This is a genomic window from Pantoea sp. X-Soil-YNGN-775, from assembly GCF_059730575.1.
The window spans coordinates 1137760-1162432 of sequence record NZ_AP035945.1 but is presented as its reverse complement, the minus strand read 5'-3'; the positions used below and the strand labels follow the sequence as shown (position 1 = coordinate 1162432).

General features: G+C 56.4%; 24 protein-coding genes. 22 read left to right on the top strand and 2 right to left on the bottom strand.

What is annotated here, in order from left to right:
• Positions 1 to 70 precede the first annotated feature (70 nt).
• The 9 genes from miaB (at position 71) to AC6I8I_RS05350 (ending at position 9477) form a co-directional block, all read left to right on the top strand.
• Positions 71 to 1495 carry a tRNA (N6-isopentenyl adenosine(37)-C2)-methylthiotransferase MiaB gene (miaB, locus tag AC6I8I_RS05390; RefSeq protein ID WP_312053690.1) on the top strand — a complete coding sequence of 475 codons (1425 nt, stop codon included), beginning with the start codon at positions 71 to 73 and terminating at the stop codon, positions 1493 to 1495.
• Between the two features lie 208 nt (positions 1496 to 1703).
• Complete coding sequence (locus AC6I8I_RS05385; RefSeq protein WP_031374794.1) at positions 1704 to 2765, top strand: PhoH family protein; 1062 nt, start codon at positions 1704 to 1706, stop codon at positions 2763 to 2765.
• A complete protein-coding gene (gene ybeY, locus AC6I8I_RS05380) occupies positions 2762 to 3235 on the top strand; it encodes an rRNA maturation RNase YbeY (protein ID WP_031374793.1) in 474 nt (157 codons plus the stop codon). Before AC6I8I_RS05385 ends, ybeY begins: the two co-directional genes overlap by 4 nt.
• Before the next feature lie 80 nt (positions 3236 to 3315).
• On the top strand, positions 3316 to 4197 hold the full coding sequence (corC, locus tag AC6I8I_RS05375; protein ID WP_312053686.1) for a CNNM family magnesium/cobalt transport protein CorC: 882 nt from the start codon (positions 3316 to 3318) through the stop codon (positions 4195 to 4197).
• A 4-nt stretch (positions 4198 to 4201) separates the two neighbouring features.
• Positions 4202 to 5725: an apolipoprotein N-acyltransferase gene (gene lnt, locus AC6I8I_RS05370; RefSeq protein ID WP_497828406.1), complete on the top strand. Its 1524-nt coding sequence runs from the start codon at positions 4202 to 4204 to the stop codon at positions 5723 to 5725.
• A gap of 433 nt (positions 5726 to 6158) precedes the next feature.
• Positions 6159 to 7055, top strand: coding sequence for an amino acid ABC transporter substrate-binding protein (locus AC6I8I_RS05365; protein ID WP_312053682.1), 897 nt, complete (start codon positions 6159 to 6161; stop codon positions 7053 to 7055).
• A gap of 278 nt (positions 7056 to 7333) precedes the next feature.
• Complete coding sequence (locus tag AC6I8I_RS05360; RefSeq protein ID WP_312053681.1) at positions 7334 to 8074, top strand: amino acid ABC transporter permease; 741 nt, start codon at positions 7334 to 7336, stop codon at positions 8072 to 8074.
• Positions 8074 to 8751 (top strand): glutamate/aspartate ABC transporter permease GltK, encoded by a 678-nt coding sequence (gene gltK, locus AC6I8I_RS05355; protein ID WP_312053679.1) that lies wholly within the window; start codon positions 8074 to 8076, stop codon positions 8749 to 8751. Before AC6I8I_RS05360 ends, gltK begins: the two co-directional genes overlap by 1 nt.
• A complete protein-coding gene (locus AC6I8I_RS05350; RefSeq protein WP_497828405.1) occupies positions 8752 to 9477 on the top strand; it encodes an amino acid ABC transporter ATP-binding protein in 726 nt (241 codons plus the stop codon).
• Positions 9478 to 10096: 619 nt separating this feature from the next.
• Here the strand turns inward: AC6I8I_RS05350 and AC6I8I_RS05345 are convergent.
• Positions 10097 to 10579: a zinc ribbon-containing protein gene (locus AC6I8I_RS05345; RefSeq protein ID WP_312053678.1), complete on the bottom strand. Its 483-nt coding sequence runs from the start codon at positions 10577 to 10579 to the stop codon at positions 10097 to 10099.
• Between the two features lie 222 nt (positions 10580 to 10801).
• On the opposite strand from AC6I8I_RS05345, the gene leuS reads away from it, so the two are divergent.
• From leuS to lipA, 13 genes are all read left to right on the top strand, one after another.
• Positions 10802 to 13384, top strand: coding sequence for a leucine--tRNA ligase (gene leuS / locus AC6I8I_RS05340; RefSeq protein ID WP_497828404.1), 2583 nt, complete (start codon positions 10802 to 10804; stop codon positions 13382 to 13384).
• A gap of 14 nt (positions 13385 to 13398) precedes the next feature.
• Positions 13399 to 13998, top strand: coding sequence for an LPS assembly lipoprotein LptE (gene lptE / locus AC6I8I_RS05335; protein WP_312053675.1), 600 nt, complete (start codon positions 13399 to 13401; stop codon positions 13996 to 13998).
• The gene (gene holA / locus AC6I8I_RS05330) at positions 13995 to 15026 is read left to right on the top strand and encodes a DNA polymerase III subunit delta (RefSeq protein ID WP_312053673.1); all 1032 of its coding nucleotides are present in this window, start codon (positions 13995 to 13997) and stop codon (positions 15024 to 15026) included. Before lptE ends, holA begins: the two co-directional genes overlap by 4 nt.
• A complete protein-coding gene (gene nadD, locus AC6I8I_RS05325; protein ID WP_312053671.1) occupies positions 15019 to 15663 on the top strand; it encodes a nicotinate-nucleotide adenylyltransferase in 645 nt (214 codons plus the stop codon). The genes holA and nadD overlap by 8 nt, the downstream gene beginning before the upstream one ends.
• A 92-nt stretch (positions 15664 to 15755) precedes the next feature.
• Positions 15756 to 16073 carry a ribosome silencing factor gene (gene rsfS, locus AC6I8I_RS05320; RefSeq protein ID WP_031377198.1) on the top strand — a complete coding sequence of 106 codons (318 nt, stop codon included), beginning with the start codon at positions 15756 to 15758 and terminating at the stop codon, positions 16071 to 16073.
• Positions 16074 to 16076: 3 nt separating this feature from the next.
• Entirely contained in the window at positions 16077 to 16547 is a 471-nt protein-coding gene (gene rlmH, locus AC6I8I_RS05315; RefSeq protein ID WP_064704644.1) for a 23S rRNA (pseudouridine(1915)-N(3))-methyltransferase RlmH, read from the top strand.
• A 34-nt stretch (positions 16548 to 16581) separates the two neighbouring features.
• On the top strand, positions 16582 to 18486 hold the full coding sequence (mrdA, locus tag AC6I8I_RS05310) for a peptidoglycan DD-transpeptidase MrdA (RefSeq protein WP_312053668.1): 1905 nt from the start codon (positions 16582 to 16584) through the stop codon (positions 18484 to 18486).
• Positions 18487 to 18494: 8 nt separating this feature from the next.
• Positions 18495 to 19607, top strand: coding sequence for a peptidoglycan glycosyltransferase MrdB (gene mrdB, locus AC6I8I_RS05305; protein ID WP_046288546.1), 1113 nt, complete (start codon positions 18495 to 18497; stop codon positions 19605 to 19607).
• Between the two features lie 10 nt (positions 19608 to 19617).
• Entirely contained in the window at positions 19618 to 20697 is a 1080-nt protein-coding gene (gene rlpA, locus AC6I8I_RS05300; RefSeq protein WP_497828403.1) for an endolytic peptidoglycan transglycosylase RlpA, read from the top strand.
• 122 nt (positions 20698 to 20819) lie between these two features.
• A complete protein-coding gene (gene dacA / locus AC6I8I_RS05295) occupies positions 20820 to 22031 on the top strand; it encodes a D-alanyl-D-alanine carboxypeptidase DacA (protein ID WP_031377759.1) in 1212 nt (403 codons plus the stop codon).
• 100 nt (positions 22032 to 22131) lie between these two features.
• Complete coding sequence (gene ybeD / locus AC6I8I_RS05290) at positions 22132 to 22395, top strand: DUF493 family protein YbeD (RefSeq protein WP_031377758.1); 264 nt, start codon at positions 22132 to 22134, stop codon at positions 22393 to 22395.
• An 81-nt stretch (positions 22396 to 22476) separates the two neighbouring features.
• Positions 22477 to 23136 carry a lipoyl(octanoyl) transferase LipB gene (gene lipB / locus AC6I8I_RS05285; RefSeq protein ID WP_497819756.1) on the top strand — a complete coding sequence of 220 codons (660 nt, stop codon included), beginning with the start codon at positions 22477 to 22479 and terminating at the stop codon, positions 23134 to 23136.
• 169 nt (positions 23137 to 23305) lie between these two features.
• Entirely contained in the window at positions 23306 to 24271 is a 966-nt protein-coding gene (gene lipA, locus AC6I8I_RS05280; protein WP_046288462.1) for a lipoyl synthase, read from the top strand.
• A gap of 125 nt (positions 24272 to 24396) precedes the next feature.
• Here the strand turns inward: lipA and tatE are convergent, their stop codons facing one another.
• The gene (tatE, locus tag AC6I8I_RS05275) at positions 24397 to 24600 is read right to left on the bottom strand and encodes a twin-arginine translocase subunit TatE (protein ID WP_031377756.1); all 204 of its coding nucleotides are present in this window, start codon (positions 24598 to 24600) and stop codon (positions 24397 to 24399) included.
• Between the last annotated feature and the right edge of the window lie 73 nt (positions 24601 to 24673).

The following is a 24673-nucleotide window of genomic DNA, read 5'->3' as shown; positions in this document are numbered from 1 at the left end:
TGGTCACAACAGCATCAAAGCATTACAATACGCGCCCTGCCTCCACTGCACTGAATCAATGGCTAGTTCGATGACAAAAAAACTGCATATCAAAACCTGGGGATGTCAGATGAATGAGTATGATTCATCTAAGATGTCTGACCTGCTGAACAGTACGCACGGCTACACGCTGACCGAGGTCGCTGAAGAGGCGGATATCCTGCTGCTCAACACCTGTTCTATTCGCGAGAAAGCGCAGGAGAAGGTTTTCCACCAGTTGGGGCGCTGGAAAAAGTTAAAAGAGCGTAACCCGGATTTGATCATCGGCGTCGGCGGGTGCGTGGCGTCGCAGGAAGGGGATCATATTCGCCAGCGTGCGCCCTGCGTCGATATCGTCTTCGGCCCGCAGACCCTGCACCGTCTGCCAGAAATGATTAACACCGTGCGCGGCAGCAAAAGCCCGGTGGTGGATATCAGCTTCCCGGAAATCGAAAAATTTGACCGTCTGCCCGAGCCGCGTGCAGAAGGTCCGACCGCCTTCGTCTCGATCATGGAAGGCTGCAACAAGTACTGTACCTTCTGCGTGGTGCCTTATACTCGCGGTGAAGAGGTCAGCCGTCCGAGCGACGACATTCTGCTGGAGATCGCCCAGCTGGCGGCCCAGGGCGTGCGTGAAGTTAACCTGCTCGGCCAGAACGTCAACGCCTATCGCGGTGCCACCTTTGATGGCGGCATCTGCACCTTTGCTGAACTGCTGCGCCTGGTGGCGGCCATCGACGGTATCGATCGTATTCGCTTTACCACCAGCCACCCGATTGAGTTCACCGATGACATTATCGAGGTTTACCGCGATACGCCGGAGCTGGTGAGCTTCCTGCACCTGCCGGTCCAGAGCGGTGCCGACCGCATCCTGACGCTGATGAAACGGGCACACACGGCGCTGGAGTATAAGGCGATTATCCGTAAACTGCGTGCGGCGCGCCCGGATATCGAAATCAGTTCTGACTTCATCATCGGTTTCCCGGGTGAAACCCAGCAGGATTTCGAGCAGACCATGAAGCTGATCGCCGATGTCAATTTCGACGTCAGCTTCAGCTTTATCTACTCTGCGCGTCCGGGCACCCCGGCGGCTGACCTGCCGGATGACGTCAGCGAAGAAGAGAAAAAGCAGCGCCTGTGGATCCTGCAGGATCGCATCAATCAGCAAGCGATGGCCATCAGCCGGCGGATGCTTGGCACGGTGCAGCGTATCCTGGTAGAAGGGATCTCCCGTAAGAACGTCATGGAAGTCTCTGGCCGCACCGAAAATAACCGGGTGGTGAACTTTGAGGGATCGCCGGAGATGATCGGCAAGTTCGTTGATGTCGAAATCGTCGACGTCTACACCAACTCGCTGCGCGGCAAACTGGTGCGTACCGAAGAAGAGATGGGACTGCGGATGGCAGAAAGCCCGGCTTCGGTTATCGCCCGTACCCGTAAAGAGAACGAGATCGGCGTAGGTCTGTTCCAGCCTTGATGCCTGCCCTACTTGCGGCAATGCGCGCAGCATTGCCGCCAATTTCACTTTGTTGCACTTGGTTTCTGAAAGTGCCGCCCAAATATCTTTTCTTAAGCTTGCGCCCAGGCGTTACGGCATAAATAATTTCGTTATGGTGCATCCGGTTAAGCCCAACGGTGCGTCAGACACACCTCATAACTGGCCCTGAGTGACCCAAAGGATTCGTTTGAATATCGAAACTCGTGAAATCGCCCTTGAACCGGCCGATAACCGTCGTCTGATGAGCCTGTGCGGTCCATTTGACGACAATGTGAAACAGCTTGAACGTCGTCTGGGTATTGAGATCAACCGTCGGGACAACGTCTTTAAGCTGGTGGGCCGCGCACTCTGCGTGAATGCGGCGGCTGATATTCTGAAAACACTGTATGTGGATACCGCCCCGGTACGCGGCGACATTCCGGATATTGAGCCGGACCAGATCCATCTGGCGATCAAAGAGAGCCGGGTACTGGAGCAGACCGCCGAAAGCGTGCCGGAATATGGCAAAGCGGTCAATATCAAGACCAAGCGCGGCGTCATCAAGCCACGCACGCCAAACCAGGCACAGTACATCGCCAACGTGCTCGACCATGACATCACCTTTGGTGTTGGCCCGGCCGGGACCGGTAAAACCTATCTGGCAGTCGCGGCGGCGGTCGATGCGCTGGAACGTCAGGAGATTCGTCGGATCCTGCTGACCCGCCCGGCAGTTGAAGCGGGCGAGAAACTCGGCTTTCTGCCCGGCGATCTGAGTCAGAAGGTGGACCCTTATCTGCGCCCGCTGTATGACGCGCTGTTCGAGATGCTCGGCTTTGAGCGGGTTGAGAAGCTGATGGAACGCAACGTGATTGAAGTGGCTCCGCTGGCCTACATGCGTGGCCGTACGCTGAATGACGCGTTTATCATTCTCGATGAGAGCCAGAACACCACCATCGAACAGATGAAGATGTTCCTGACGCGTATCGGCTTCAACTCTAAAGCGGTCATTACCGGTGACGTCACCCAGATCGACCTGCCGCGCCACGTTAAATCGGGCCTGCGTCATGCGATTGAAGTGCTGTCGGAAGTGGAAGAGATCAGCTTCAACTTCTTCCACAGTGAAGATGTGGTGCGCCACCCGGTGGTAGCGCGTATCGTCACCGCCTATGAAGCCTGGGAAGCGGCCGATCAGAAGCGCCGCGATCAGCAGGCGGAAGAGCGTAAACGCGAGGCGCTGGCCGCCCAGAGCGTGACGCAGGAGAGCAAATGAGCGAGGTGATTCTTGACCTGCAGATCGCCTGTGAAAACAGCGCCGACCTGCCCACTGAAAGCCAGTTTCACCGCTGGCTATCCGCGGCGGTCACCCCTTTCCAGCCGGAAAGCGAAGTGACGGTGCGTCTGGTCGATGAAGCGGAAAGTCATGAGCTTAATCTGACTTATCGCGGTAAAGATAAACCGACCAACGTGCTCTCTTTCCCGTTTGAAGCGCCGCCTGGCATCGAACTGCCGCTGCTCGGTGACCTGATTATTTGTCGTCAGGTGGTCGAGCAGGAGGCGGCTGAGCAGCACAAAAGCACCGAGGCCCACTGGGCACACATGGTGGTACACGGCACGCTTCATCTGCTGGGCTACGACCATATTGAAGACGACGAAGCCGAGGAGATGGAGTCACTGGAGACCGAGATAATGCTTGCTCTTGGTTATCCTGATCCGTACATTTCGGAGAAAGAAGACGCCTGACCTCCGGGTTCCGGCTATCCTGCTGCCAGCGCTACGCTGGCAGCGTTAATTCCTCACCAGAGAGATCTTTAAAAACCGCCATGAGCGACGACCATTCTCAAAACAGCGATGCACCCAGTAGTAAAAAGGGATTCTTTTCCCTGTTGATCAACCAACTTTTTCACGGTGAACCGAAAAACCGTGATGAACTACTGGAGCTGATCCGCGACTCAAATCATAAAGACCTGATTGACCAGGATACCCGCGACATGCTCGAAGGGGTGCTGGATATTGCGGAGCAGCGCGTGCGTGACATTATGATCCCGCGCTCGCAAATGATTACCCTGAAACGCAATCAGAACCTCGAAGAGTGTCTGGATGTGATTATCGAGTCGGCACATTCGCGCTTCCCGGTGATCAGCGAAGACAAAGATCACGTTGAAGGGATCCTGATGGCCAAAGATTTACTGCCGTTTATGAGCAGCGAATCTGAACCGTTCAGCATTGAGAAAGTGCTGCGCCCGGCGGTGGTGGTACCTGAAAGCAAGCGCGTAGACCGGATGCTGAAAGAGTTCCGTTCTCAGCGTTACCACATGGCGATTGTGATCGATGAGTTTGGCGGCGTCTCCGGCCTGGTCACCATCGAAGACATTCTGGAGCTGATCGTCGGTGAGATTGAGGATGAGTATGACGATGAAGAAGATCGTGACATCCGTCAGCTTAACCGCCACACCTTTACGGTGCGGGCGTTAACCGCGATTGAAGATTTTAATGACGTGTTCGGCACCCAGTTCAGCGATGACGAAGTCGACACCATTGGTGGCCTGGTGATGCAGGGCTTCGGCCATCTGCCCGCACGCGGTGAGAGCATCGACATCGACGGTTACCAGTTCAAAGTTGCGATGGCCGACAGCCGCCGTATCATCCAGGTTCATGTCACTATTCCGGATAATTCGCCACAACCTCAACTGGATGACGAATAAGTTTATGGCTTTAGCCTCACTTTACCCGCGTCAGCGGGTTCGCCTGCTGCTGGCTTTATTAACGGGTGCGTCTGGCACCCTCGCCTTCTCCCCTTATGATTTCTGGCCCGCCGCACTGCTGTCGCTGTGCGGCTTACAGCTTCTGACCCTTAATCGCACCAGCCCTCAGGCCAGTGCGATTGGCTTCGTCTGGGGGTTTGGCCTGTTCGGCAGCGGCATCAACTGGGTTTACGTCAGCATTGCGACCTTTGGTGGGATGCCCGGCCCGGTGAACGTCTTTTTGGTGGTGCTGCTGGCCGCCTATCTGGCGATCTACCCGGCGCTGTTTGCCGGGCTGCTTAATCGCCTGTGGCCGCGCACCACGTTATGGCGTCTGGCGCTGGCGGCCCCGGCGTTATGGCAGATCACCGAGTTTTTGCGCGGCTGGATCCTCACCGGGTTTCCGTGGCTGCAGTTTGGTTACAGCCAGATCAACGGCCCGCTGAAAGGCGTGGCACCGCTGGGCGGCGTGGAAACCATTACCTTTGTGCTGATGGTGGTCGCCGGCCTGATGGTGTACGCCCTGCAACAGCGCAATGTGAAAAGCCTGGCGGCGGCCCTGCTGCTGCTGGCCCTGCCCTGGCCGCTGCGCTACATCCAGTGGGTTCAGCCGTTACCGTCCCGTGCAGTCGATGTCGCGCTGGTACAGGGTAACATTCCGCAGTCGATGAAGTGGGACCCGCAACAGTTGCTGAACACGCTGCGCATTTACAGCGGACTCAGCCAGCCGTTGATCGGCAAAACCCCGATTATCATCTGGCCGGAATCAGCGATTACCGATCTGGAAAGTAATCAGCAGCCGTTCCTGCGCTCACTGGATGATGAGCTGCGCGCGCGCGGCAGTGCTCTGGTGACCGGCATCGTTGACTCGCGCCTCGAGCAGAACCGCTATCACGATTACAACACGGTGATCGTGTTAGGCGGCGATGCGCCTTATAATTACTTCAGCGGCAATCGCTACCAGAAAAATCATCTGGTGCCGTTTGGCGAGTTTGTTCCACTGGCCGATCTGCTGCGCCCACTGGCTCCGTTCTTCGATCTGCCGATGTCCGCTTTCAGCCGTGGCGCTTACCTTCAGCCGCAGCTCAGGGTGGCCGGTTACAACCTGACCAGCGCCATTTGCTATGAGATTGTGCTGGGTGAACAGGTGCGCGCCAACTTCCATCCCGACACCAATTTTCTGCTGACGGTCTCTAACGATGCCTGGTTTGGTCACTCGATTGGTCCATGGCAGCATTTCCAGATGGCACGAATGCGGGCGCTGGAGCTGGGCCGTCCGCTGTTACGCAGCACCAACAACGGCGTGACCGCGGTGGTGAACGCCAGCGGCGAGGTTGAGAAGATGCTGCCGCAGTTCAGCCGGGCGGTGTTAACCGACAAAGTGGTTCCGACCACTGGTGAAACTCCCTATGCCCATGCAGGCGTCTGGCCGGTGTGGGTTCTGACGGCGCTGGCCGCTCTGGCGGCAGTGCTGCGCCGCCGACGCTGATTCATCCTGCTCAAAGGCGAAGCGGCTGCTTCGCCTTTTTTTATCGCTTTGTCCCGCTATTTTCCCCTCCCCGCACCGCAGACTCTGCTGCGTTAGCGCGCTGAAACGCGTTTCTGGCACGATGATTGCTAATTATTTCAGTGTTTTTCGCAAACAGGCGCACTGCATACGCTGACAGCAGGTCGGTTGCACCAAATTAATCGCTTCGCCTGCACCGTTAGCGCGCAGGCAGGAAAAATTGCCTTTTTTTGGTGCGGATCACCTCGCAAAAAAGAAACTTTTTTGTTTCATCGCGTTAACAATCCGCTATGTTAGTGACTATTCTGCGCGCAGCTGCGCTACGGGATAGCCAGAAAAGCAGCAGGAAATACACACAACATCATAATCAGCACAGGTTATATCCTGTGCATTTTCCATACGAAGGAGTTGGAACATGCAACTACGCAAAGTGGCATTATCTCTTCTGCTGATCAGCGCAGCAGCGGGAGCGGCCCAGGCGGAAGATCTCAGCGGCACCCTGAAGAAGATCAATGACAACGGCGTCATTGTGGTCGGGCACCGCGAATCATCAGTTCCCTTTTCTTATTATGACAACCAGCAAAAAGTCGTCGGCTACTCACAGGCCTATTCCGCTGCCATTGTGGACGCCATTAAAGCGAAGCTGAACAAGCCTGACCTGCAGATCAAAATGATTCCGATTACCTCGCAGAACCGTATCCCGCTGCTGCAAAACGGCACCTACGATTTTGAGTGTGGATCCACCACCAACAACCTTGAGCGCCAGAAACAGGCAGCCTTCTCTGACACCATTTTCGTCATTGGTACCCGTCTGCTGGTGAAAAAAGGCGGTCCCATCAAAGATTTCACCGACCTGAAAGGCAAAACCGTGGTGGTGACCTCCGGGACCACCTCTGAAGTACTGTTACACAAACTGAACGACGAGCAGAAACTGGAGATGCGCATTATCAGCGCGAAGGATCATGGCGACTCGTTCCGTACGCTGGAAACCGGGCGTGCCGTGGCCTTTATGATGGATGATGCGCTGCTGGCCGGTGAACGCGCCAAAGCGAAAAAACCCGATAACTGGGAAATCTTAGGCACGCCGCAGTCCAAAGAGGCTTACGGTTGCATGCTGCGTAAAGACGATCCGCAGTTCAAAACTTTAGTGGATGAAACCATCGCCAAAGCCCAGACCTCAGGCCAGGCTGAAAAATGGTTCGACACCTGGTTCAAACAGCCGATCCCACCGAAGAACCTGAACATGAACTTTGAACTGTCGGATGACATGAAAGCACTGTTCAAAACGCCGAATGATAAAGCACTGAACTAACAACAAAATACCCAATGGATTTCAGGTTGCATTGAGGCGGCAAGAGAATGAATCCCGATGAGCCTGCTCAGGTAAGTGATTCGGGTGTGAACGTAGCCAACAAAAATGCAGCCTGAAAGACGGCGGGTATAACAAGGGCGGCCAGGCTGCCCTCTCGATTGTTGAAACCGCGGCGCGGACAGACAGACTGAACCGGGTCGTTCCCCTGGTGCAGGAGATAAAACGCCGTTCATCAATCTTCAGGGTAGCTTAGCTACCCTTTTTTACCGGAGCTCGTTATGGGTATCGATTGGAACTGGGGCATTTTTCTCGAACAGGCCCCGTTCGGTAACACGACCTATCTCGGCTGGCTGTGGTCCGGTTTTCAGGTGACGATTGCCGTCTCCTGCTGCGCCTGGATTATTGCCTTCTGCGTAGGTTCACTTTTCGGCATTCTGCGTACCGTGCCTAATCGCCTGCTGGCGACCATTGGCACCTGCTATGTCGAACTGTTTCGCAACATTCCACTGATTGTGCAGTTCTTCTTCTGGTATCTGGTGGCCCCGGAACTGGTGGGTGAAAAGCTGGGCATGTGGTTTAAGTCTGAGCTGGACCCCAACATTCAGTTCTTCGTCTCATCGGTGATCTGCCTGGGTCTGTTTACCGCCGCCCGCGTCTGTGAGCAGGTGCGTGCCGCGATTCAGTCACTGCCGCGCGGTCAAAAGAATGCCGGTCTGGCGATGGGCTTAACCCTGCCACAGACCTACCGCTACGTGCTGCTGCCCAACGCCTATCGGGTGATTGTGCCGCCGATGACTTCAGAGATGCTCAACCTGGTGAAGAATTCCGCCATCGCTTCGACTATCGGGCTGGTCGATATGGCGGCGCAGGCGGGTAAACTGCTGGACTACTCCGCACACGCCTATGAATCTTTCACCGCCATAACGCTGGCCTACATCGCGATTAACCTGGTGATCATGTTGTTAATGAGCCTGGTGGAACGCAAAGTGCGTCTGCCTGGCAATGGGGGAGGCAAGTAATGTACGAGTTTGACTGGAGTTCAATTACCCCCAGCCTGCCCTATCTGTTTAACGGCCTGGTGATCACTTTCAAGATCACCATTACCGCTGTGGTATTCGGCATTATCTGGGGCACGCTGCTGGCAGTGATGCGCCTGTCGACCCTCAAGCCGGTCAGCTGGTTCGCCAGACTGTACGTCAACCTGTTCCGCTCGGTGCCGCTGGTAATGGTGCTGCTGTGGTTCTATCTGGTGGTACCGAGCTTCCTGCAGCAGGTGCTGGGATTATCGCCGAAAACCGATATCCGACTGATCTCCGCCATGGTGGCCTTCTCGCTGTTTGAAGCGGCCTATTACTCTGAAATTATCCGCGCCGGCATCATCAGTATTTCGCGCGGTCAGGGGAACGCGGCTCTGGCGCTGGGCATGACCCAGTGGCAGTCGATGAAACTGATCATCCTGCCGCAGGCGTTTCGTGCCATGGTGCCACTGCTGCTGACTCAGGGGATCGTACTGTTTCAGGATACCTCGCTGGTCTATGTCTTAAGCCTGGCGGACTTCTTCCGGACAGCGTCCACCATTGGTGAACGCGACGGTACCCAGGTTGAAATGGTTCTGTTTGCCGGTCTGGTCTACTTCGTTATCAGCCTGAGCGCGTCACTGCTGGTCAGTTATCTAAAAAGAAAAAGGACGGTTTAAATGATTAGCCTGAAAAACGTTTCTAAGTGGTATGGTCACTTTCAGGTGCTGACCGACTGCTCTACCGAGGTTAAAAAAGGTGAAGTGGTGGTGGTATGCGGACCGTCCGGCTCCGGTAAATCGACCCTGATTAAAACAGTGAACGGCCTGGAGCCGATTCAGCAAGGGGTTATCACGGTGAACGGCACCGAAGTGAACAACAAAAAAACCAATCTCGCCCAGCTACGCAGCAAGGTCGGCATGGTGTTCCAGCACTTCGAACTGTTCCCGCACCTCAGCATTATCAATAATCTGGTGCTGGCGCAGGTGAAAGTGCTGAAGCGCGATAAAGCCGCGGCGCGGGATAAAGGGCTGAAGCTGCTCAATCGGGTGGGGTTATCGGCGCATGCCGATAAGTTTCCCGGTCAGCTGTCGGGCGGCCAGCAGCAGCGTGTGGCGATTGCCCGCGCGCTCTGCATGGACCCGATTGCGATCCTGTTTGATGAACCGACCTCCGCGCTTGATCCCGAGATGATTAACGAAGTGCTGGATGTGATGGTTGAACTGGCGCATGAAGGGATGACGATGATGGTGGTGACGCATGAAATGGGCTTCGCCCGTAAAGTCGCCAATCGCGTGATCTTCATGGATGAAGGCAAAATTATCGAAGACACCAACAAAGATGACTTCTTTAATAACCCGCAATCTGACCGCGCAAAAGACTTCCTCGCAAAAATTCTGCACTAATCTTCTGCACTAAAAAAGGCGGGCCCGGTTGCCCTGATGCTGGTCAGTTAAGGTTAAATTTGCAAAGGCTGCCACGGTCAAACGTGGCAGCTTTTTTTCTGCGTGAGCGGGCCGGGGTGCGGGCCTGAGCACCTCTGCTGCTGCCGGGCCGTCCTCGCGCCGCTGACGCCGTGCCTTCGGCTTTGACGTCGTGCCGACGAACCGTTCGCGGATCGGCCCTCCCTGGCAGGCCCCGAACTCTCCACGCTTCCCGGCGTGGAGTTCTGGCCCAACGCCACGCCTCAGCGCTGCGGATAGCCCTTTCAGCAGCAGAGGCGCTCAGGCCTCCACTATTGTGCCCTTTTTAACCATACACACTGAAGTTTCAGAGCAGGCTGGGGTCGATCAGGGACAGGCAATCCGCAGCGCTGCGTAGAATGAGTCTGCCAGGAGAGCCCGCAGGACGCGGGCGAAAGGCGGGGCGGCACAGGATGTGCCATCCCGGGCGGTCCGTCAGGCAGAGGAATGAAGTGAAGGAACCGCGCAGCGGCGCGAGGACCGCCAGCCCCTGGGCGGCACCAGACTGCGTTATCACCCCTCGCTTAACTGCCCAGCATCAGGCCCGGTGCCCGCCAGATTTTCAGGGTTCGAAAGGCTGACGCTGGAACTGATCGTGACCACACTCCGGGCAGCGCGACAGCGTTTCCGGCGTGTAGATCGCCCGGGTGAACTGGCATTTCTCACACACCAGATTGCCCAGCCCCACCACTTCACCGCTCTGATAGACGCCGTGGTGATGCAGATCCTGAAACACCTCACGCCACTCAAGCTGGCTTTTATCGGTGATATCCGCCAGCTCTTTCCAGACGCTTTCCCGGATGATGCGCATAAACAGCGAATCGGCCAGCGGCTCTTCAACATCGGTATAGCTGCGTGCAAACTCTTCCAAATCGCGGCGCACCGAGCTGAGCGCCTGATCGACCTCAGCGGGCGTCAGATCCGGACGTGCCAGCAGCTGGCTGCGTCGCTCGCTAATCAGACTATCAATATTGCGATCGCCCTGACGCAGACGCTCGGTCAGTACCGCTAACGACTCGCGATATTCCTGAGCCACTTTATTCATTTTGTTCTCCTTTATGTAGGTCATCGCTGGAGTAAGTTTAGTCGCTTTATGGTGTTTGCCGTGTCGTCTGTCAGTTGAATTACAAAAGGGTGAAGGCGTTGACCCTTTCGACACAAATCGCGCCAGCGAAAGTGGGAAATGTTGTTGATGCGCGGCCTTATGGGTATGCTATGCGGATCTTAACGTCAGCAAAGTGTTATTCATTAAGGACCACAGGCAGCCATGCAAGAGCAATACCGCCCGGAAGAGATTGAATCCCGCGTGCAGCAGCACTGGGATGAAAACGAAACGTTTAAAGTGACTGAGCAGGAAGGTAAAGAAAAATACTATTGCCTCTCCATGTTGCCCTATCCTTCTGGCCGCCTGCATATGGGCCACGTTCGTAACTACACCATCGGCGACGTAATCGCGCGTTATCAGCGTATGCTCGGCAAAAACGTGCTACAGCCGATTGGCTGGGATGCTTTCGGTCTGCCTGCGGAAGGCGCGGCGGTCAAAAACAATACCGCGCCGGCGCCCTGGACCTACGACAACATCGCCTACATGAAAAACCAGCTTAAGCTGCTGGGTTTTGGTTATGACTGGAGCCGCGAACTGGCGACCTGCCAACCGGAATATTATCGCTGGGAACAGTGGTTCTTCACCAAACTGTATGAAAAAGGTCTGGTGTATAAGAAAACCTCAGCGGTGAACTGGTGCCCGAACGATCAGACAGTACTGGCTAACGAGCAGGTGATTGACGGCTGCTGCTGGCGCTGTGATACCAAAGTTGAACGCAAAGAGATCCCGCAGTGGTTCATTAAAATCACCGACTACGCGGAAGAGTTACTGAACGATCTCAATACGCTGGAAGAGTGGCCTGAGCAGGTCAAGACCATGCAGCGTAACTGGATTGGCCGCTCTGAAGGGGTAGAGATCACCTTTGACGTCGCGGACAGCGAAGAGAAAGTAACCGTCTATACCACCCGTCCGGACACCTTTATCGGCGCGACCTATGTCGCAGTCGCTGCTGGTCATCCGCTGGCCACCCAGGCGTCGGTGAATAATCCGGCGCTGGCTGATTTTATCGCCGAATGCCGCAACACCAAAGTGGCTGAAGCGGAAATGGCGACCATGGAGAAGAAAGGCATGGCCACCGGCCTGTCCGCTATCCATCCACTGACCGGCGAGCCAATCCCGGTATGGGTCGCTAACTTCGTGCTGATGGAATATGGCACCGGTGCGGTGATGGCGGTTCCGGCACACGATCAGCGTGACTGGGAATTTGCCACCAAATACCATCTGCCGATTAAGCCGGTGGTGCTGAACCTTGACGGCAGCGAGCCAGACGTCAGCGCCGCGGCAATGACCGAGAAAGGCGCGCTGTTTAACTCAGGTGAGTTTAACGGTCTGGATCACGCCGCAGGCTTCAATGCGATTGCTGACGCGCTGGCCGCCAAAGGCGTGGGCGTGCGTAAAGTGAACTATCGCCTGCGCGACTGGGGTGTTTCACGTCAGCGTTACTGGGGCGCCCCCATCCCGATGGTCACGCTGGAAGATGGCACGGTTATGCCAGCGCCAGAAGATCAGCTGCCGGTGATCCTGCCGGAAGATGTGGTGATGGACGGCATTACCAGCCCGATTAAAGCCGACCCGGAGTGGGCAAAAACCACCGTCAACGGTCAGCCAGCGCTGCGTGAAACCGACACCTTCGACACCTTTATGGAGTCTTCCTGGTACTACGCGCGCTACACCTGCGCCAGCTACAACGAAGGCATGCTGGATCCGGCAGCGGCGAACTACTGGCTGCCGGTCGATCAGTATGTGGGCGGTATTGAACACGCCATCATGCACCTGATGTATTTCCGCTTCTTCCACAAGCTGCTGCGTGACGCCGGTCTGGTTAACTCCAATGAACCGGCTAAGCGCCTGCTGTGTCAGGGGATGGTACTGGCAGACGCCTTCTATTACCTCGGTGCCAACGGTGAGCGTAACTGGGTGTCGCCGGTCGATGTGAACGTGGAACGCGATGAGAAAGGCCGCATCGTCAAGGCGGTTGACACCCAGGGCCGCGAAGTGATTTACGCCGGCATGAGCAAAATGTCGAAGTCGAAGAACAACGGCATCGATCCTCAGCTGATGGTCGAGCGTTACGGCGCGGATACCGTGCGTCTGTTCATGATGTTTGCTTCCCCGGCCGATATGACGCTGGAGTGGCAGGAATCGGGCGTAGAAGGCGCTAACCGCTTCCTGAAACGCGTCTGGAAGCTGGTCTTCGACCACAGCCAGAAAGGCGCAACCGTGGCGCTCGACGTCGCCAGCCTTAATGATGAGCAGAAGTCGCTGCGTCGCGATCTGCACAAAACCATCGCCAAAGTGGCGGATGACATTGGCCGTCGTCAGACCTTCAACACCGCCATCGCCGCCATTATGGAACTGATGAACAAACTGGCACGTGCGCCGCAGGAGAGCGAGCAGGATCGCGCGCTGATGCAGGAAGCACTGCTGGCGATTGTCCGTCTGCTCTATCCGTTCACTCCGCATGCCAGCTATGTGCTGTGGCAGACGCTGGGCGGCGAAGGAACGATTGATGAAGCCAGCTGGCCGGTTGCTGATGAAGCCGCAATGGTGGAAGATTCACTGCTGGTGGTGGTGCAGGTAAACGGTAAAGTACGCGGTAAAATTACCGTACCGGCCGATGCCACTCAGGAACAGGTTCAGGCACGCGCCGCTCAGGAGCATCTGGTGGCGAAGTACCTGGACGGCGTGACGATTCGTAAAGTCATTTATGTACCGGGCAAACTGCTTAACCTGGTCGTAGGTTAAGTTCAGGAGGAACTGTGCGACATCCGATTATCAGGCTGTTTGTCATGCTGGCGGTGGTGATCACCGCTGGCTGTGGTTTTCATCCGCGCGGCACCACTCAGGTGCCAACCGAACTGAAAACCCTGATTGTTTCAACCGGCGATCCTTACGGTCCACTGGCGCGTACCGTGCGACAGCAGCTGCGTATCAACAATGTGCACATTGTTGAGGACAGCAAGCAGAACCGCACCGATATCCCGACCTTACGTCTGGGTAGCGAATTGCAGGGCCGCGACACCGCATCGGTCTTTATCAATGGCGGAACCGCTGAGTACCAGCTGGTGATGACCCTGACCGCCCAGGTGCTGCTGCCGGGCAAAGGCATCTATCCGATCAGCACCACGGTTTATCGTTCGTTCTTCGATAACCCGAATGCGGCGCTGGCGAAAGATGCTGAGCAGGACATGATTGTGCAGGAGATGCGTCAGCGTGCTGCCGAGCAGCTGGTGCGTAAACTGCTGACGGTCCATGCGGCACAGCTCAACAATAAAGATACCCTGCGCCAGTCGGCTATTCCGGTGCCGGGTCAGGACTCAGAGGAAGTCCCTTCTTCCTCTGCCACCAGTCTGCAATGATCAGGATTTATCCTGAACAACTCAGCGCGCAGCTCCGTGAGGGGCTGCGCGCCTGTTATTTGTTGGCCGGTAACGAACCCCTGCTGCTGCAGGAGAGCGCCGACGCGATCCGCGCGGCAGCGACGACTCAGGGATTCGAAGAACACTTCAGCGTCACCCTCGATGCCCAGACCGACTGGGAAAGCCTGTTTGTCAGCTGTCAGTCGCTGAGCCTGTTCGCCCAGCGTCAGACGCTCACCCTGCACTTCCCCGACAATGGTCCGAATGCCGCGATAGCTGAGCAGCTGGTTAAGCTGTCGCAACTGCTGCACGCCGATATTCTGCTGATTTGCCGGATGCCGAAGCTGACCAAAGCGCAGGAAAACAGCGCCTGGTTTAAAGCGCTTTCGGCCTCCGCCGTATTAGTGCCCTGTCAGACTCCCGAGCAGGCGCAGCTGCCGCGCTGGGTGGCGAACCGCGCCAAAGCGCTGAAGCTGGCGGTTGATGACGCTGCCATTCAGCTGTTGTGCTACTGCTATGAAGGCAACCTGCTGGCGCTGGCACAGGCGCTGGAGCGGCTGTCGCTACAGTGGCCAGACGGCAAACTGACGCTACCGCGGGTTGAAGAAGCGGTCAGCGATGCGGCGCACTTCACCCCTTTCCACTGGGTCGACGCGGTGCTGGCGGGCAAAAGCCGCCGCGCTCTGCATATCCTGCATCAGCTGGAGCGGGAAGAGAGCGAGGTAGTGATCCTGCTGCGTACCCTGCAACGCGATCTGCTGACGCTGCTGCATCTGCAACGTCACCAGGCGCAACAGCCGCTGCGTAACCTGATGGATCAACAGCGCATCTGGCAGAACCGCCGCGCCCTGTTTACCGAAGCGCTACAACGGCTGGATGCGGCGCGTTTGCAGCGGGCAATCCATCTGCTGAGCCAGATTGAGATCACCCTGAAGCAGGATTACGGCCAGCCGGTATGGCCGCAGTTGCAAACCCTGACGCTGCTGCTCAGCAGCCGCGCGTTTCCCGCGAGTTTCGCCCATGTCTGAGTTACACGCGCTGTTTGGCGGCACCTTCGATCCGATCCATTTCGGGCATCTGCGTCCGGTTGAAGCACTGGCGCAGCAGACCGGGCTGAAAAAAGTGACGCTGCTGCCGAACAATGTGCCGCCGCACCGTCCGCAGCCGGAAGCCAGCGCCACCCAGCGGGTAGAAATGCTGCGCTGCGCCATCGCCGGATTGCCGCTGTTTGAGATTGATACCCGTGAACTGGAACGCGATACGCCTTCCTGGACCGTGACCACGCTGGAAAATCTGCGCGCCGAACGCGGCGCTCAGCAGTCGCTGGGCTTCATTATCGGTCAGGATTCGCTGCTGAACCTGTCAAAGTGGCATCGCTGGCAGGATCTGCTGTCACTCTGCCACCTGCTGGTGTGTCAGCGGCCGGGCTATCCGACGCAGATGTCGTCACCCGAAATGCAGCGCTGGCTCGATCAGCATCTTGCGCACCACGTACAACAGCTTCATCATCAGCCTGCCGGCCACATCTGGCTGGCAGAAACGCCGCTGGTCGACATCTCCGCCACCGAGATCCGTCGCCGTCGCCATCACAACCAGTCCTGCGATGCTCTGCTGCCCGCTGCGGTTATCGACTATATCGACCGCGCAGGCTTATATCGCGACTGATCCGGGCATGCTATACTGCGCCGCTTAATTTTTTGGCTGGATAATCCGGGCTTACAGCCGGCTCGTCACCACCAGTTTTAGAGGGGAACCTTTTGCAAGGTAAAGCACTCCAAGAGTTCGTTATTGATAAGATTGATGATCTCAAAGGCCAGGACATTGTCACCATCGACGTTCAGGGCAAATCCAGCATCACCGATTTCATGATCATCTGCACCGGCACCTCCACGCGTCACGTCACCTCCATCGCCGAGCACGTTGAGCAGGAGTCCCGTGCGGCCGGCCTGATGCCGTTAGGCATTGAAGGCAAGAGCGCAGCAGATTGGGTGGTTGTCGATCTCGGTGATGTCATTGTGCATGTGATGCAGGAAGAGAGTCGCCAGCTGTACGAGCTGGAAAAACTCTGGGGCTAACCGGTGAAACTGCAACTTGTTGCCGTCGGCACTAAAATGCCTGACTGGGTGCAGACCGGTTTCATGGAGTATCTGCGCCGTTTCCCGAAAGATATGCCGCTGGAGCTGACCGAAGTGACCGCGGGTAAACGCGGCAAAAATGCTGATATCAAACGCATCCTTGAAAAAGAGGGTGACGCGATGTTAGCAGCGGTCGGCAAAGGCAATCGCATCGTCACGCTGGATATTCCCGGCCATCCGTGGGAAACCCCACAGCTGGCGCAGCAGCTTGAGCGCTGGAAGCTGGATGGTCGCGATGTCAGCCTGTTGATCGGCGGTCCTGAAGGACTGGCGCCGGCCTGTAAAGCGGCGGCAGAACAGAGCTGGTCACTGTCAGCATTGACGTTGCCCCATCCGCTGGTGCGCGTGCTGGTGGCCGAAAGCCTGTATCGTGCCTGGAGCATAACGACAAATCATCCTTATCATCGTGAATGACCGATCAGCCCACATCAGACATGACAAGTAGCGGATGAAATTACAAAGCAACGCCTTTCGCGATTACAGCGCCGAACAGAAACTTTTTGTCCGTCGGGCGTTTATCGCTTTCGTCGGTATCTTACTGCTCTCCTCGGTGCTGGTGGTTAATCTTTACCACCTGCAAATTTTACGCTTTGACGATTACAGCACCCGCTCAAACGAAAACCGCATTAAGCTGGTTCCGGTCGCGCCCAGCCGGGGCATCATCTATGACCGCACCGGCACGCCGCTGGCACTCAACCGCACCATCTATCAGGCCGAACTGGTGCCGGAAAAAGTCGATAATCTGCAACAGACGCTGGATAATCTGCGTCCGATTCTCGAACTGACCGACGACGACCTCGAAAACTTTCAAAAAGAGCGTAAACGCTCGCGTCGCTTTACCTCTATTCCGGTAAAAACCGGCCTGAATGAAGTTCAGGTCGCGCGCTTTGCGGTGAATCAGTACCGCTTCCCCGGCGTCGAAGTCAAAGGGTATCAGCGCCGTTACTATCCGTATGGCCAGACCCTGACGCACGTGGTCGGTTACGTATCCAAAATTAACGATCGTGACGTTGCTCGCCTCGATAAAGAGGGAAAATGGCCTAACTACGCCGCGACCCACGATATCGGCAAACTCGGCATTGAAGCCTATTACGAAGATCTGCTGCATGGCAAAACCGGCTTTGAAGAGGTTGAAGTGAACAACCGTGGCCGGGTGATCCGTCAGCTGCATGAAGAGTCACCGCAGGCCGGTCGTGATATCTATCTGACCATCGATCTTAAGCTGCAACAGTATATCGAAACGCTGCTGACCGGCAGTCGCGCCGCGGTAGTGGTCAGCGATCCGCGTACCGGCGAAATTCTGGCGATGGTTTCAACGCCGAGCTACGACCCGAATCTGTTTGTCGACGGTATCTCCAGCAAGGATTATCGCGGCCTGCTCAGCGATGAAAACCGTCCGCTGTATAACCGCGCCATCCAGGCCGCTTATCCACCGGCCTCAACGGTCAAACCGTACGTTGCGGTCTCTGCCCTGAGCGCCGGCGTGATTAACCGCAATACCAGCCTGTTCGATCCCGGCTGGTGGCAGCTGCCCGGCTCTGAGAAGCGCTTTCGCGACTGGAAAAAATGGGGCCACGGCCGCCTGAACGTTACCAAAGCGCTGGAAGAGTCCGCCGATACCTTCTTCTATCAGGTCGCCTATGACATGGGCATCGACCGGCTGTCGGAGTGGATGAACAAATTTGGTTACGGCAGCCGCACCGGCATCGATTTGCCGCAGGAGAGCGCGGGCAACATGCCGACCCGTGACTGGAAGCTCAGACGTTTCAAAAAGCCGTGGTATCAGGGCGACACCATCCCGGTGGGCATCGGTCAGGGTTACTGGACCGCGACGCCGCTGCAGATGAACAAAGCGATGATGATCCTGATTAACGATGGCGTTATCCGGGTGCCGCATATGCTGCGCGCCACCCGTGAAGGACGCACCCTGGTGCCTTATCGCCAGCCGCCTGCGGCGCCGATTGGCGACATCCATTCCGGCTACTGGGAAATTGCCAAAGACGGCATGTATGGCGTGGCGAATCGCCCTAACGGAACCGCGCACAAGAGCTTTGCTGACGCGCCGTATAAAATCGCCGCCAAATCAGGGACGGCGCAGGTGTTTGGCCTGAAAGAGAATGAAACCTATAACGCACATAAAATTGCCGAACGATTACGCGACCATAAGCTGATGACCGCGTTTGCTCCTTATGACAAACCTCGGGTCGCGGTGACCATTATCCTGGAAAACGGCGGCGCCGGACCGGCTGTCGGCACCGTGATGCGCCAGATTCTGGATCACATCATGTTAGGTGATAACAATACAGTCCTGCCGGACGCAGCCCCGGTGCCGCCCGGCTACGAAGGTGAATAAACATGTCGATGAACGATAGTCCGCAGAAACGATCGATCTGGATGCGCATCCATATCGATCCGCTGTTTATGCTGGTGATTCTCGGCCTGCTGATTTACAGCGCCGTGGTGATCTGGAGCGCCAGTGGCCAGGACCCGGGCATGATGGAGCGTAAAATCGGCCAGATCGCCATGGGGCTGGTGATCATGATTGTGCTGGCGCAGGTGCCGCCGCGCGTCTACGAAGGCTGGGCGCCCTATCTCTATATCATCTGCGTCATTCTGCTGATTGCGGTAGATGCGTTCGGGCAGATCAGTAAAGGCGCTCAGCGCTGGCTTGACCTCGGTATCGTCCGCTTTCAGCCGTCAGAGATCGCAAAAATTGCCGTGCCGCTGATGGTGGCACGATTTATCAACCGCGATGTCTGTCCACCGACGCTGAAAAATACCGGCATCGCGCTGATCCTGATTTTTGTGCCCACCCTGCTGGTGGCGGCTCAGCCCGATCTCGGTACTTCGATTCTGATTGCCGCCTCCGGACTGTTTGTGCTGTTCCTGTCCGGCATGAGCTGGAAACTGATTGGCGTCGCAGTGCTGCTGGTGGCGGCGTTTATCCCGATCCTGTGGTTCTTTCTGATGCATGACTATCAGCGTGACCGCGTGATGATGCTGCTCGATCCGGAAAGCGACCCGCTGGGTGCCGGTTACCACATCATTCAGTCGAAGATTGCGATTGGTTCTGGCGGCCTGCGGGGTAAAGGCTGGCTGCAGGGCACCCAGTCACAGCTGGAGTTTTTGCCGGAACGCCACACTGACTTTATCTTCGCGGTTCTGGCGGAGGAGTTAGGGCTGGTTGGGGTACTGGTGCTGCTGGCGCTTTATCTGCTGCTGATCATGCGGGGGTTGATTGTTGCAGCCCGCGCCCAGACCACCTTTGGCCGGGTAATGGCGGGCGGTTTAATGCTGATTTTATTCGTTTATGTTTTCGTTAACATTGGTATGGTTAGTGGTATCTTACCGGTAGTTGGCGTGCCGCTGCCGCTGGTCAGTTATGGCGGCTCCGCGCTTATCGTGCTCATGGCGGGATTTGGCATTGTGATGTCGATCCATACTCACCGAAAAATGTTATCTAAAAGTGTTTAAGAGGCTGCAGATGCGTAAGGAATGGCTTGGCGTTGCACTGGCATCACTGGTTCTGGCGGCCTGTACCACGCCCGAACCCCAAAATACCGCGCCGCCGCAACCGGCCTATAATGGCCCGGTGGTAGAAATACCCGGCGTTGAGCCACGCTATGAGCCAATCAATCCCGGCACCAGTCAGGATTACAGCGTCAACGGCAAAAATTACCGCATCATTAAAGATCCGTCGAACTACAGCGAAGTCGGCCTCGCCACCTGGTACGGCGAAGAGGCGCAGGGCAACCGCACCGCCACCGGCGAAGCTTACGATCCTGATGCCCTGACCGCCGCCCATCCGACTTTGCCGCTGCCGAGCTACGTGCGCGTCACCAATATTGCCAATGGCCGCCAGATTGTGGTGCGGGTCAACGATCGTGGCCCGTACACGCCCGGCCGTATCATCGACCTGTCGCGCGCCGCCGGCGATCGTCTGAACATCTCCAATAATTCGCGGGTCCGGGTCGATTACATTAAGGTCGCCCCGGATGGTTCGCTCTCCGGTCCCGGCACCATCGGAACGGTGGTGGCGAAACAGAGCTATTCTCTGCCGGCCCGCCCGGATCTTAGCGGCGGCTCGGTGATGAGCGGCGGCAGCGCAGCCGCTTCTCAGCCGGTACCACAACAAAATGTTGAGGCGATCAGCAACAGCACCTTGCAGAGCAGTGACAACATGGGCGCGCCGGTGCAGAGCAGTGGTTTTCTCGGCGCACCCCAGCCGTTAGCCAGCGGCGTACTGGAAAGCAATGAAGCGGCGGCCAGCGCACCCGCCGTGACGGCCGCGCCTGCCAGCACCGCCCCCGCCGCTACCAGCCCGGCGCAGACGGCCACCGGCTATGTGGTGCAGGTCGGCGCGCTGAACGATCCGGCGCGCGCGCAGCAACTGATGGAAAGCCTGAGCCAGCGTTATGGCGTGCCCGGCAAAGTGGAGACGGCGGGCAATGTGTATCGTGTCCAGCTCGGCGGTTATCCGACCCGTGCCGAAGCGGCCGCGCTGCAACAGCGCCTGAGCAGTGACGGCCAGGCTGCCTCATTTATTACCAATACAGCTCGCTGATTGAACGGTTACCGTTACGTCTGCTAACAACCCAATCATCATGCCCGATGCCGGAAAACCAGCCATTGGGTATGATGAGTGACTTTTTAAACCTCAAAACCACGGATGTTGTAGTCCTACACATGAACACGCTGAAATCATCTCGTTTGCTGAAACGCCTGACAGTGGGATCACTGATCGCCTTCTCTCTCAGCCATGCCGCTATTGCTGATGACGTCAATCTCAAAACCATGATTCCGGGCGTACCGGACATTGATGCCGAAGCGTATGTCCTTATCGACTACAACTCGGGCAAAGTGCTGGCCGAGAAAAACGCTGATGCACGCCGCGATCCCGCCAGTCTGACCAAAATGATGACCAGCTACGTGATTGGTCAGGCGGTCAAAGCCGGCAAAATCCATCAGGACGATCTGGTCACCGTCGGTCCGGATGCCTGGGCTACCGGTAACCCGGTGTTTAAAGGTTCATCGCTGATGTTCCTCAAGCCAGGCGATCGGGTGCCGGTTTCTCAGCTGACGCGTGGGATTGTGCTGCAGTCGGGTAACGACGCCTGTGTCGCCATGGCGGACTATGTCGCCGGCAGTCAGGATGCATTCGTTAACCTGATGAACAACTACGTTAAAGCGATTGGCCTGCAGAACACTCATTTCCAGACGGTACACGGCCTGGATGCTGAAGGTCAGTACAGCTCGGCGCGCGACATGGCGCTGATTGGCCAGGCGCTGATCCGCGACGTACCGGAAGAGTACGCCGTCTATAAAGAGAAAGAGTTCACCTTCAACAACATCCGTCAGATGAACCGTAACGGTCTGCTGTGGGATACCAACCTGAACGTGGATGGGATTAAAACCGGTCATACCAATGCAGCAGGTTACAACCTGGTAGCATCGGCTACCGAAGGCCAGATGCGTCTGATCTCGGCGGTAATGGGTGGTCACACCTATAAAGGCCGCGAGACCGAAAGCAAAAAACTGCTGACCTGGGGCTTCCGTTTCTTTGAAACCGTGGCACCGCTGAAAGCGGGCAAAGAGTTCGCCTCTGAGCCGGTATGGTTTGGCGACAACGATCGCGTCCAGCTTGGCGTTGAAAAAGATGCCTACCTGACCATTCCACGCGGCCGGATGAAAGATCTGAAAGCCAGCTATGTGCTGAACAACACCGAACTGCACGCGCCGCTGAAGAAAAATCAGGTGGTCGGCAGCATTAACTTCCAGCTGGATGGCAAAACCATCGAACAGCGCCCACTGGTGGTGTTGAATGAGATCCAGGAAGGCGGATTCTTCAGCCGCATCGTTGACTACATCAAACTGATGTTCCATCACTGGTTCGGCTAAGCGTGGCGGGTGATTGAAAAGTCACCCCATCGCCCCCATTACAGGTTATTATGATGCTCCCGCTCAGGCGGGAGTCTGTTTTTTATGCACCGGAGTTAATATGAAAACCAAACTGAATGAACTGCTCGAATTTCCTACCCCGTTTACCTATAAGGTAATGGGTCTGGCGCAACCGGAGCTGGTTGATCAAGTGGTTGAAGTGGTGCAACGCCATGCGCCCGGCGACTACAGTCCTGAAGTTAAGCCGAGCAGCAAGGGCAACTATCACTCCGTCAATATCACCATCACCGCCACCCATATTGAACAGGTTGAACGCCTGTATGAAGAGCTGGGTAAAATCGAAATCGTACGCATGGTGCTCTGATTTGCCGGGTCGGCGAAGCGCCCTTTCCTGACGGTTTGCCGACATTATTCTCAGCTTACTTTGTTAAAGCGAGCCATCGTTTTGTCAGTTGATACCCTTCTCGTCCGCCGGTCAGGTTTACGCGACTGGCAAACCGTCTCCGATGCCATGCATCACTACACCGATCGGCGCGACAGCCTGAGCCGTGATGAAATCTGGCTGGTTGAGCATCCTCCGGTTTTTACCCAGGGCCAGGCGGGCAAGGCGGAACATCTGCTGATGCCCGGCGATATCCCGGTGGTGCAGAGCGACCGCGGCGGTCAGGTCACCTATCATGGGCCGGGTCAGCAGGTGATGTACGTGCTGATCGATATCAAACGACGCAAAATTGGCGTTCGCCAGCTGGTGACGGCGCTGGAAGAGACGGTGATTGCTACGCTGGCCGGTTTTGGTGTCAGCGCCCGGGCACGAGCCGACGCGCCAGGCGTTTATGTCGGCGAGCAAAAAATCTGCTCACTCGGGCTGCGGATCCGCAAAGGCTGCTCGTTTCACGGCCTGGCGCTGAATGTCGCCATGGATCTGGCCCCCTTCTCGCGCATTAATCCCTGTGGCTATGCCGGTATGAGCATGACCCAATTGCAGCATTTTCAGCCGGACGTACGGCTGGAACAGGTGCAGGCCCCGCTGGTAGCGGCGTTTGCCCGCCTGACAGGGTATGAAAATGTTCAATGGACAGACCAAGATTTGCCGCTTCAGCCTTAACGCTGAATGCGAATTTACAAATATGTAACCTATCCGCGCTGACGGTGGCTGCTTCCCGGGCGATGAGATGATATAATTTTTGCACTTTTTTCAAATAAAGTTGAAAGCACCCTTCTCGGGTTGAGTGAGAACGCTTTCAAATCGCAATCCGACCGGAACCTGCTGATTTATGAGTAAACCAATTCAGATGGAACGCGGCGTCAAATATCGTGACGCAGACAAAATGGCGCTGATCCCGGTGAAAACCGTGGCCGTTGAACGGCAAGAGATGTTGCGTAAGCCGGAATGGATGAAAATCAAGCTGCCTGCTGACTCCAGTCGTATTCAGGGCATTAAAGCCGCGATGCGAAAAAATGGACTTCACTCAGTCTGTGAAGAGGCCTCCTGTCCTAACCTGGCCGAATGCTTCAACCACGGCACCGCCACCTTTATGATCCTCGGCGCTATCTGTACCCGCCGTTGCCCATTCTGCGATGTGGCGCATGGCCGCCCTAACGCACCCGATGCGAATGAGCCCGGCAAACTGGCGCAAACCATCGCCGACATGGGCCTGCGTTATGTGGTGATCACCTCGGTTGACCGGGACGACCTGCGTGATGGCGGTGCTCAGCATTTTGCCGACTGTATCAGTGCGATCCGTGAAAAGAATCCGACCATCAAAATCGAAACGCTGGTGCCTGACTTCCGCGGCCGGATGGATCGGGCGCTGGACATTCTGACCGCCACCCCGCCGGATGTGTTTAACCACAACCTGGAAAACGTGCCGCGCGTTTACCGTCAGGTTCGTCCGGGTGCTAACTATGAGTGGTCACTGAAGCTGCTGGAGCGTTTCAAAGAAGCGCACCCGCATATTCCGACCAAATCAGGTCTGATGGTGGGTCTGGGCGAAACCAATGCGGAAATCGTCGAAGTGATGCGCGATCTGCGTCGTCACGGCGTCACCATGCTGACGCTCGGCCAGTATCTGCAGCCCAGCCGTCACCATCTGCCGGTTCAGCGCTACGTCAGTCCGGCGGAATTTGACGAGATGAAAGAAGAAGCCATGGCGATGGGCTTTACCCATGCGGCGTGCGGTCCGTTTGTCCGCTCTTCTTATCATGCGGATATGCAGGCCAAAGGGCTTGAAGTTAAATAAGCCGGCTGCGCTGTTATGTACGACAGCGCCAGTGCCTGAAGACAAAAAAACCAGACTGACAACAGTCTGGTTTTTTAATGTCGCTCTGACATAAAACGTAACAATTATTTTCAGCAAATAACTGATTAGTCTTTATGGACGACGCGTTCAGCCGGGACTTCTTCAGCCGGAGTGCGGGCTGCGCTGGTGTCTTCATCTTTCATGGCTTTCTTGAAGCCCTTGATTGCGGAGCCCAGATCGCCACCCAGAGAGCGTAACTTATTGGTGCCAAAAAGCAGTACGATAAGCGCACCGATGATCAGCAGTTTGGCAATACTGATACCTTCCATATTTAACCTTTCAACTTCAGCGAATAACGGTGACTGTTATTTACGCGCAGTTTGCGTGCTGCCACAACTGCAA

Coding starts and splice junctions, on each gene's coding strand:
- miaB (WP_312053690.1), top strand. CDS start 71: ATGACAAAAAAACTGCATATCAAAACCTGGGGATGTCAGATGAATGAG.
- ybeY (WP_031374793.1), top strand. CDS start 2,762: ATGAGCGAGGTGATTCTTGACCTGCAGATCGCCTGTGAAAACAGCGCC.
- corC (WP_312053686.1), top strand. CDS start 3,316: ATGAGCGACGACCATTCTCAAAACAGCGATGCACCCAGTAGTAAAAAG.
- lnt (WP_497828406.1), top strand. CDS start 4,202: ATGGCTTTAGCCTCACTTTACCCGCGTCAGCGGGTTCGCCTGCTGCTG.
- AC6I8I_RS05365 (WP_312053682.1), top strand. CDS start 6,159: ATGCAACTACGCAAAGTGGCATTATCTCTTCTGCTGATCAGCGCAGCA.
- AC6I8I_RS05360 (WP_312053681.1), top strand. CDS start 7,334: ATGGGTATCGATTGGAACTGGGGCATTTTTCTCGAACAGGCCCCGTTC.
- gltK (WP_312053679.1), top strand. CDS start 8,074: ATGTACGAGTTTGACTGGAGTTCAATTACCCCCAGCCTGCCCTATCTG.
- AC6I8I_RS05350 (WP_497828405.1), top strand. CDS start 8,752: ATGATTAGCCTGAAAAACGTTTCTAAGTGGTATGGTCACTTTCAGGTG.
- AC6I8I_RS05345 (WP_312053678.1), bottom strand. CDS start 10,579: ATGAATAAAGTGGCTCAGGAATATCGCGAGTCGTTAGCGGTACTGACC.
- leuS (WP_497828404.1), top strand. CDS start 10,802: ATGCAAGAGCAATACCGCCCGGAAGAGATTGAATCCCGCGTGCAGCAG.
- holA (WP_312053673.1), top strand. CDS start 13,995: ATGATCAGGATTTATCCTGAACAACTCAGCGCGCAGCTCCGTGAGGGG.
- nadD (WP_312053671.1), top strand. CDS start 15,019: ATGTCTGAGTTACACGCGCTGTTTGGCGGCACCTTCGATCCGATCCAT.
- mrdA (WP_312053668.1), top strand. CDS start 16,582: ATGAAATTACAAAGCAACGCCTTTCGCGATTACAGCGCCGAACAGAAA.
- mrdB (WP_046288546.1), top strand. CDS start 18,495: ATGAACGATAGTCCGCAGAAACGATCGATCTGGATGCGCATCCATATC.
- rlpA (WP_497828403.1), top strand. CDS start 19,618: ATGCGTAAGGAATGGCTTGGCGTTGCACTGGCATCACTGGTTCTGGCG.
- dacA (WP_031377759.1), top strand. CDS start 20,820: ATGAACACGCTGAAATCATCTCGTTTGCTGAAACGCCTGACAGTGGGA.
- ybeD (WP_031377758.1), top strand. CDS start 22,132: ATGAAAACCAAACTGAATGAACTGCTCGAATTTCCTACCCCGTTTACC.
- lipA (WP_046288462.1), top strand. CDS start 23,306: ATGAGTAAACCAATTCAGATGGAACGCGGCGTCAAATATCGTGACGCA.
- tatE (WP_031377756.1), bottom strand. CDS start 24,600: ATGGAAGGTATCAGTATTGCCAAACTGCTGATCATCGGTGCGCTTATC.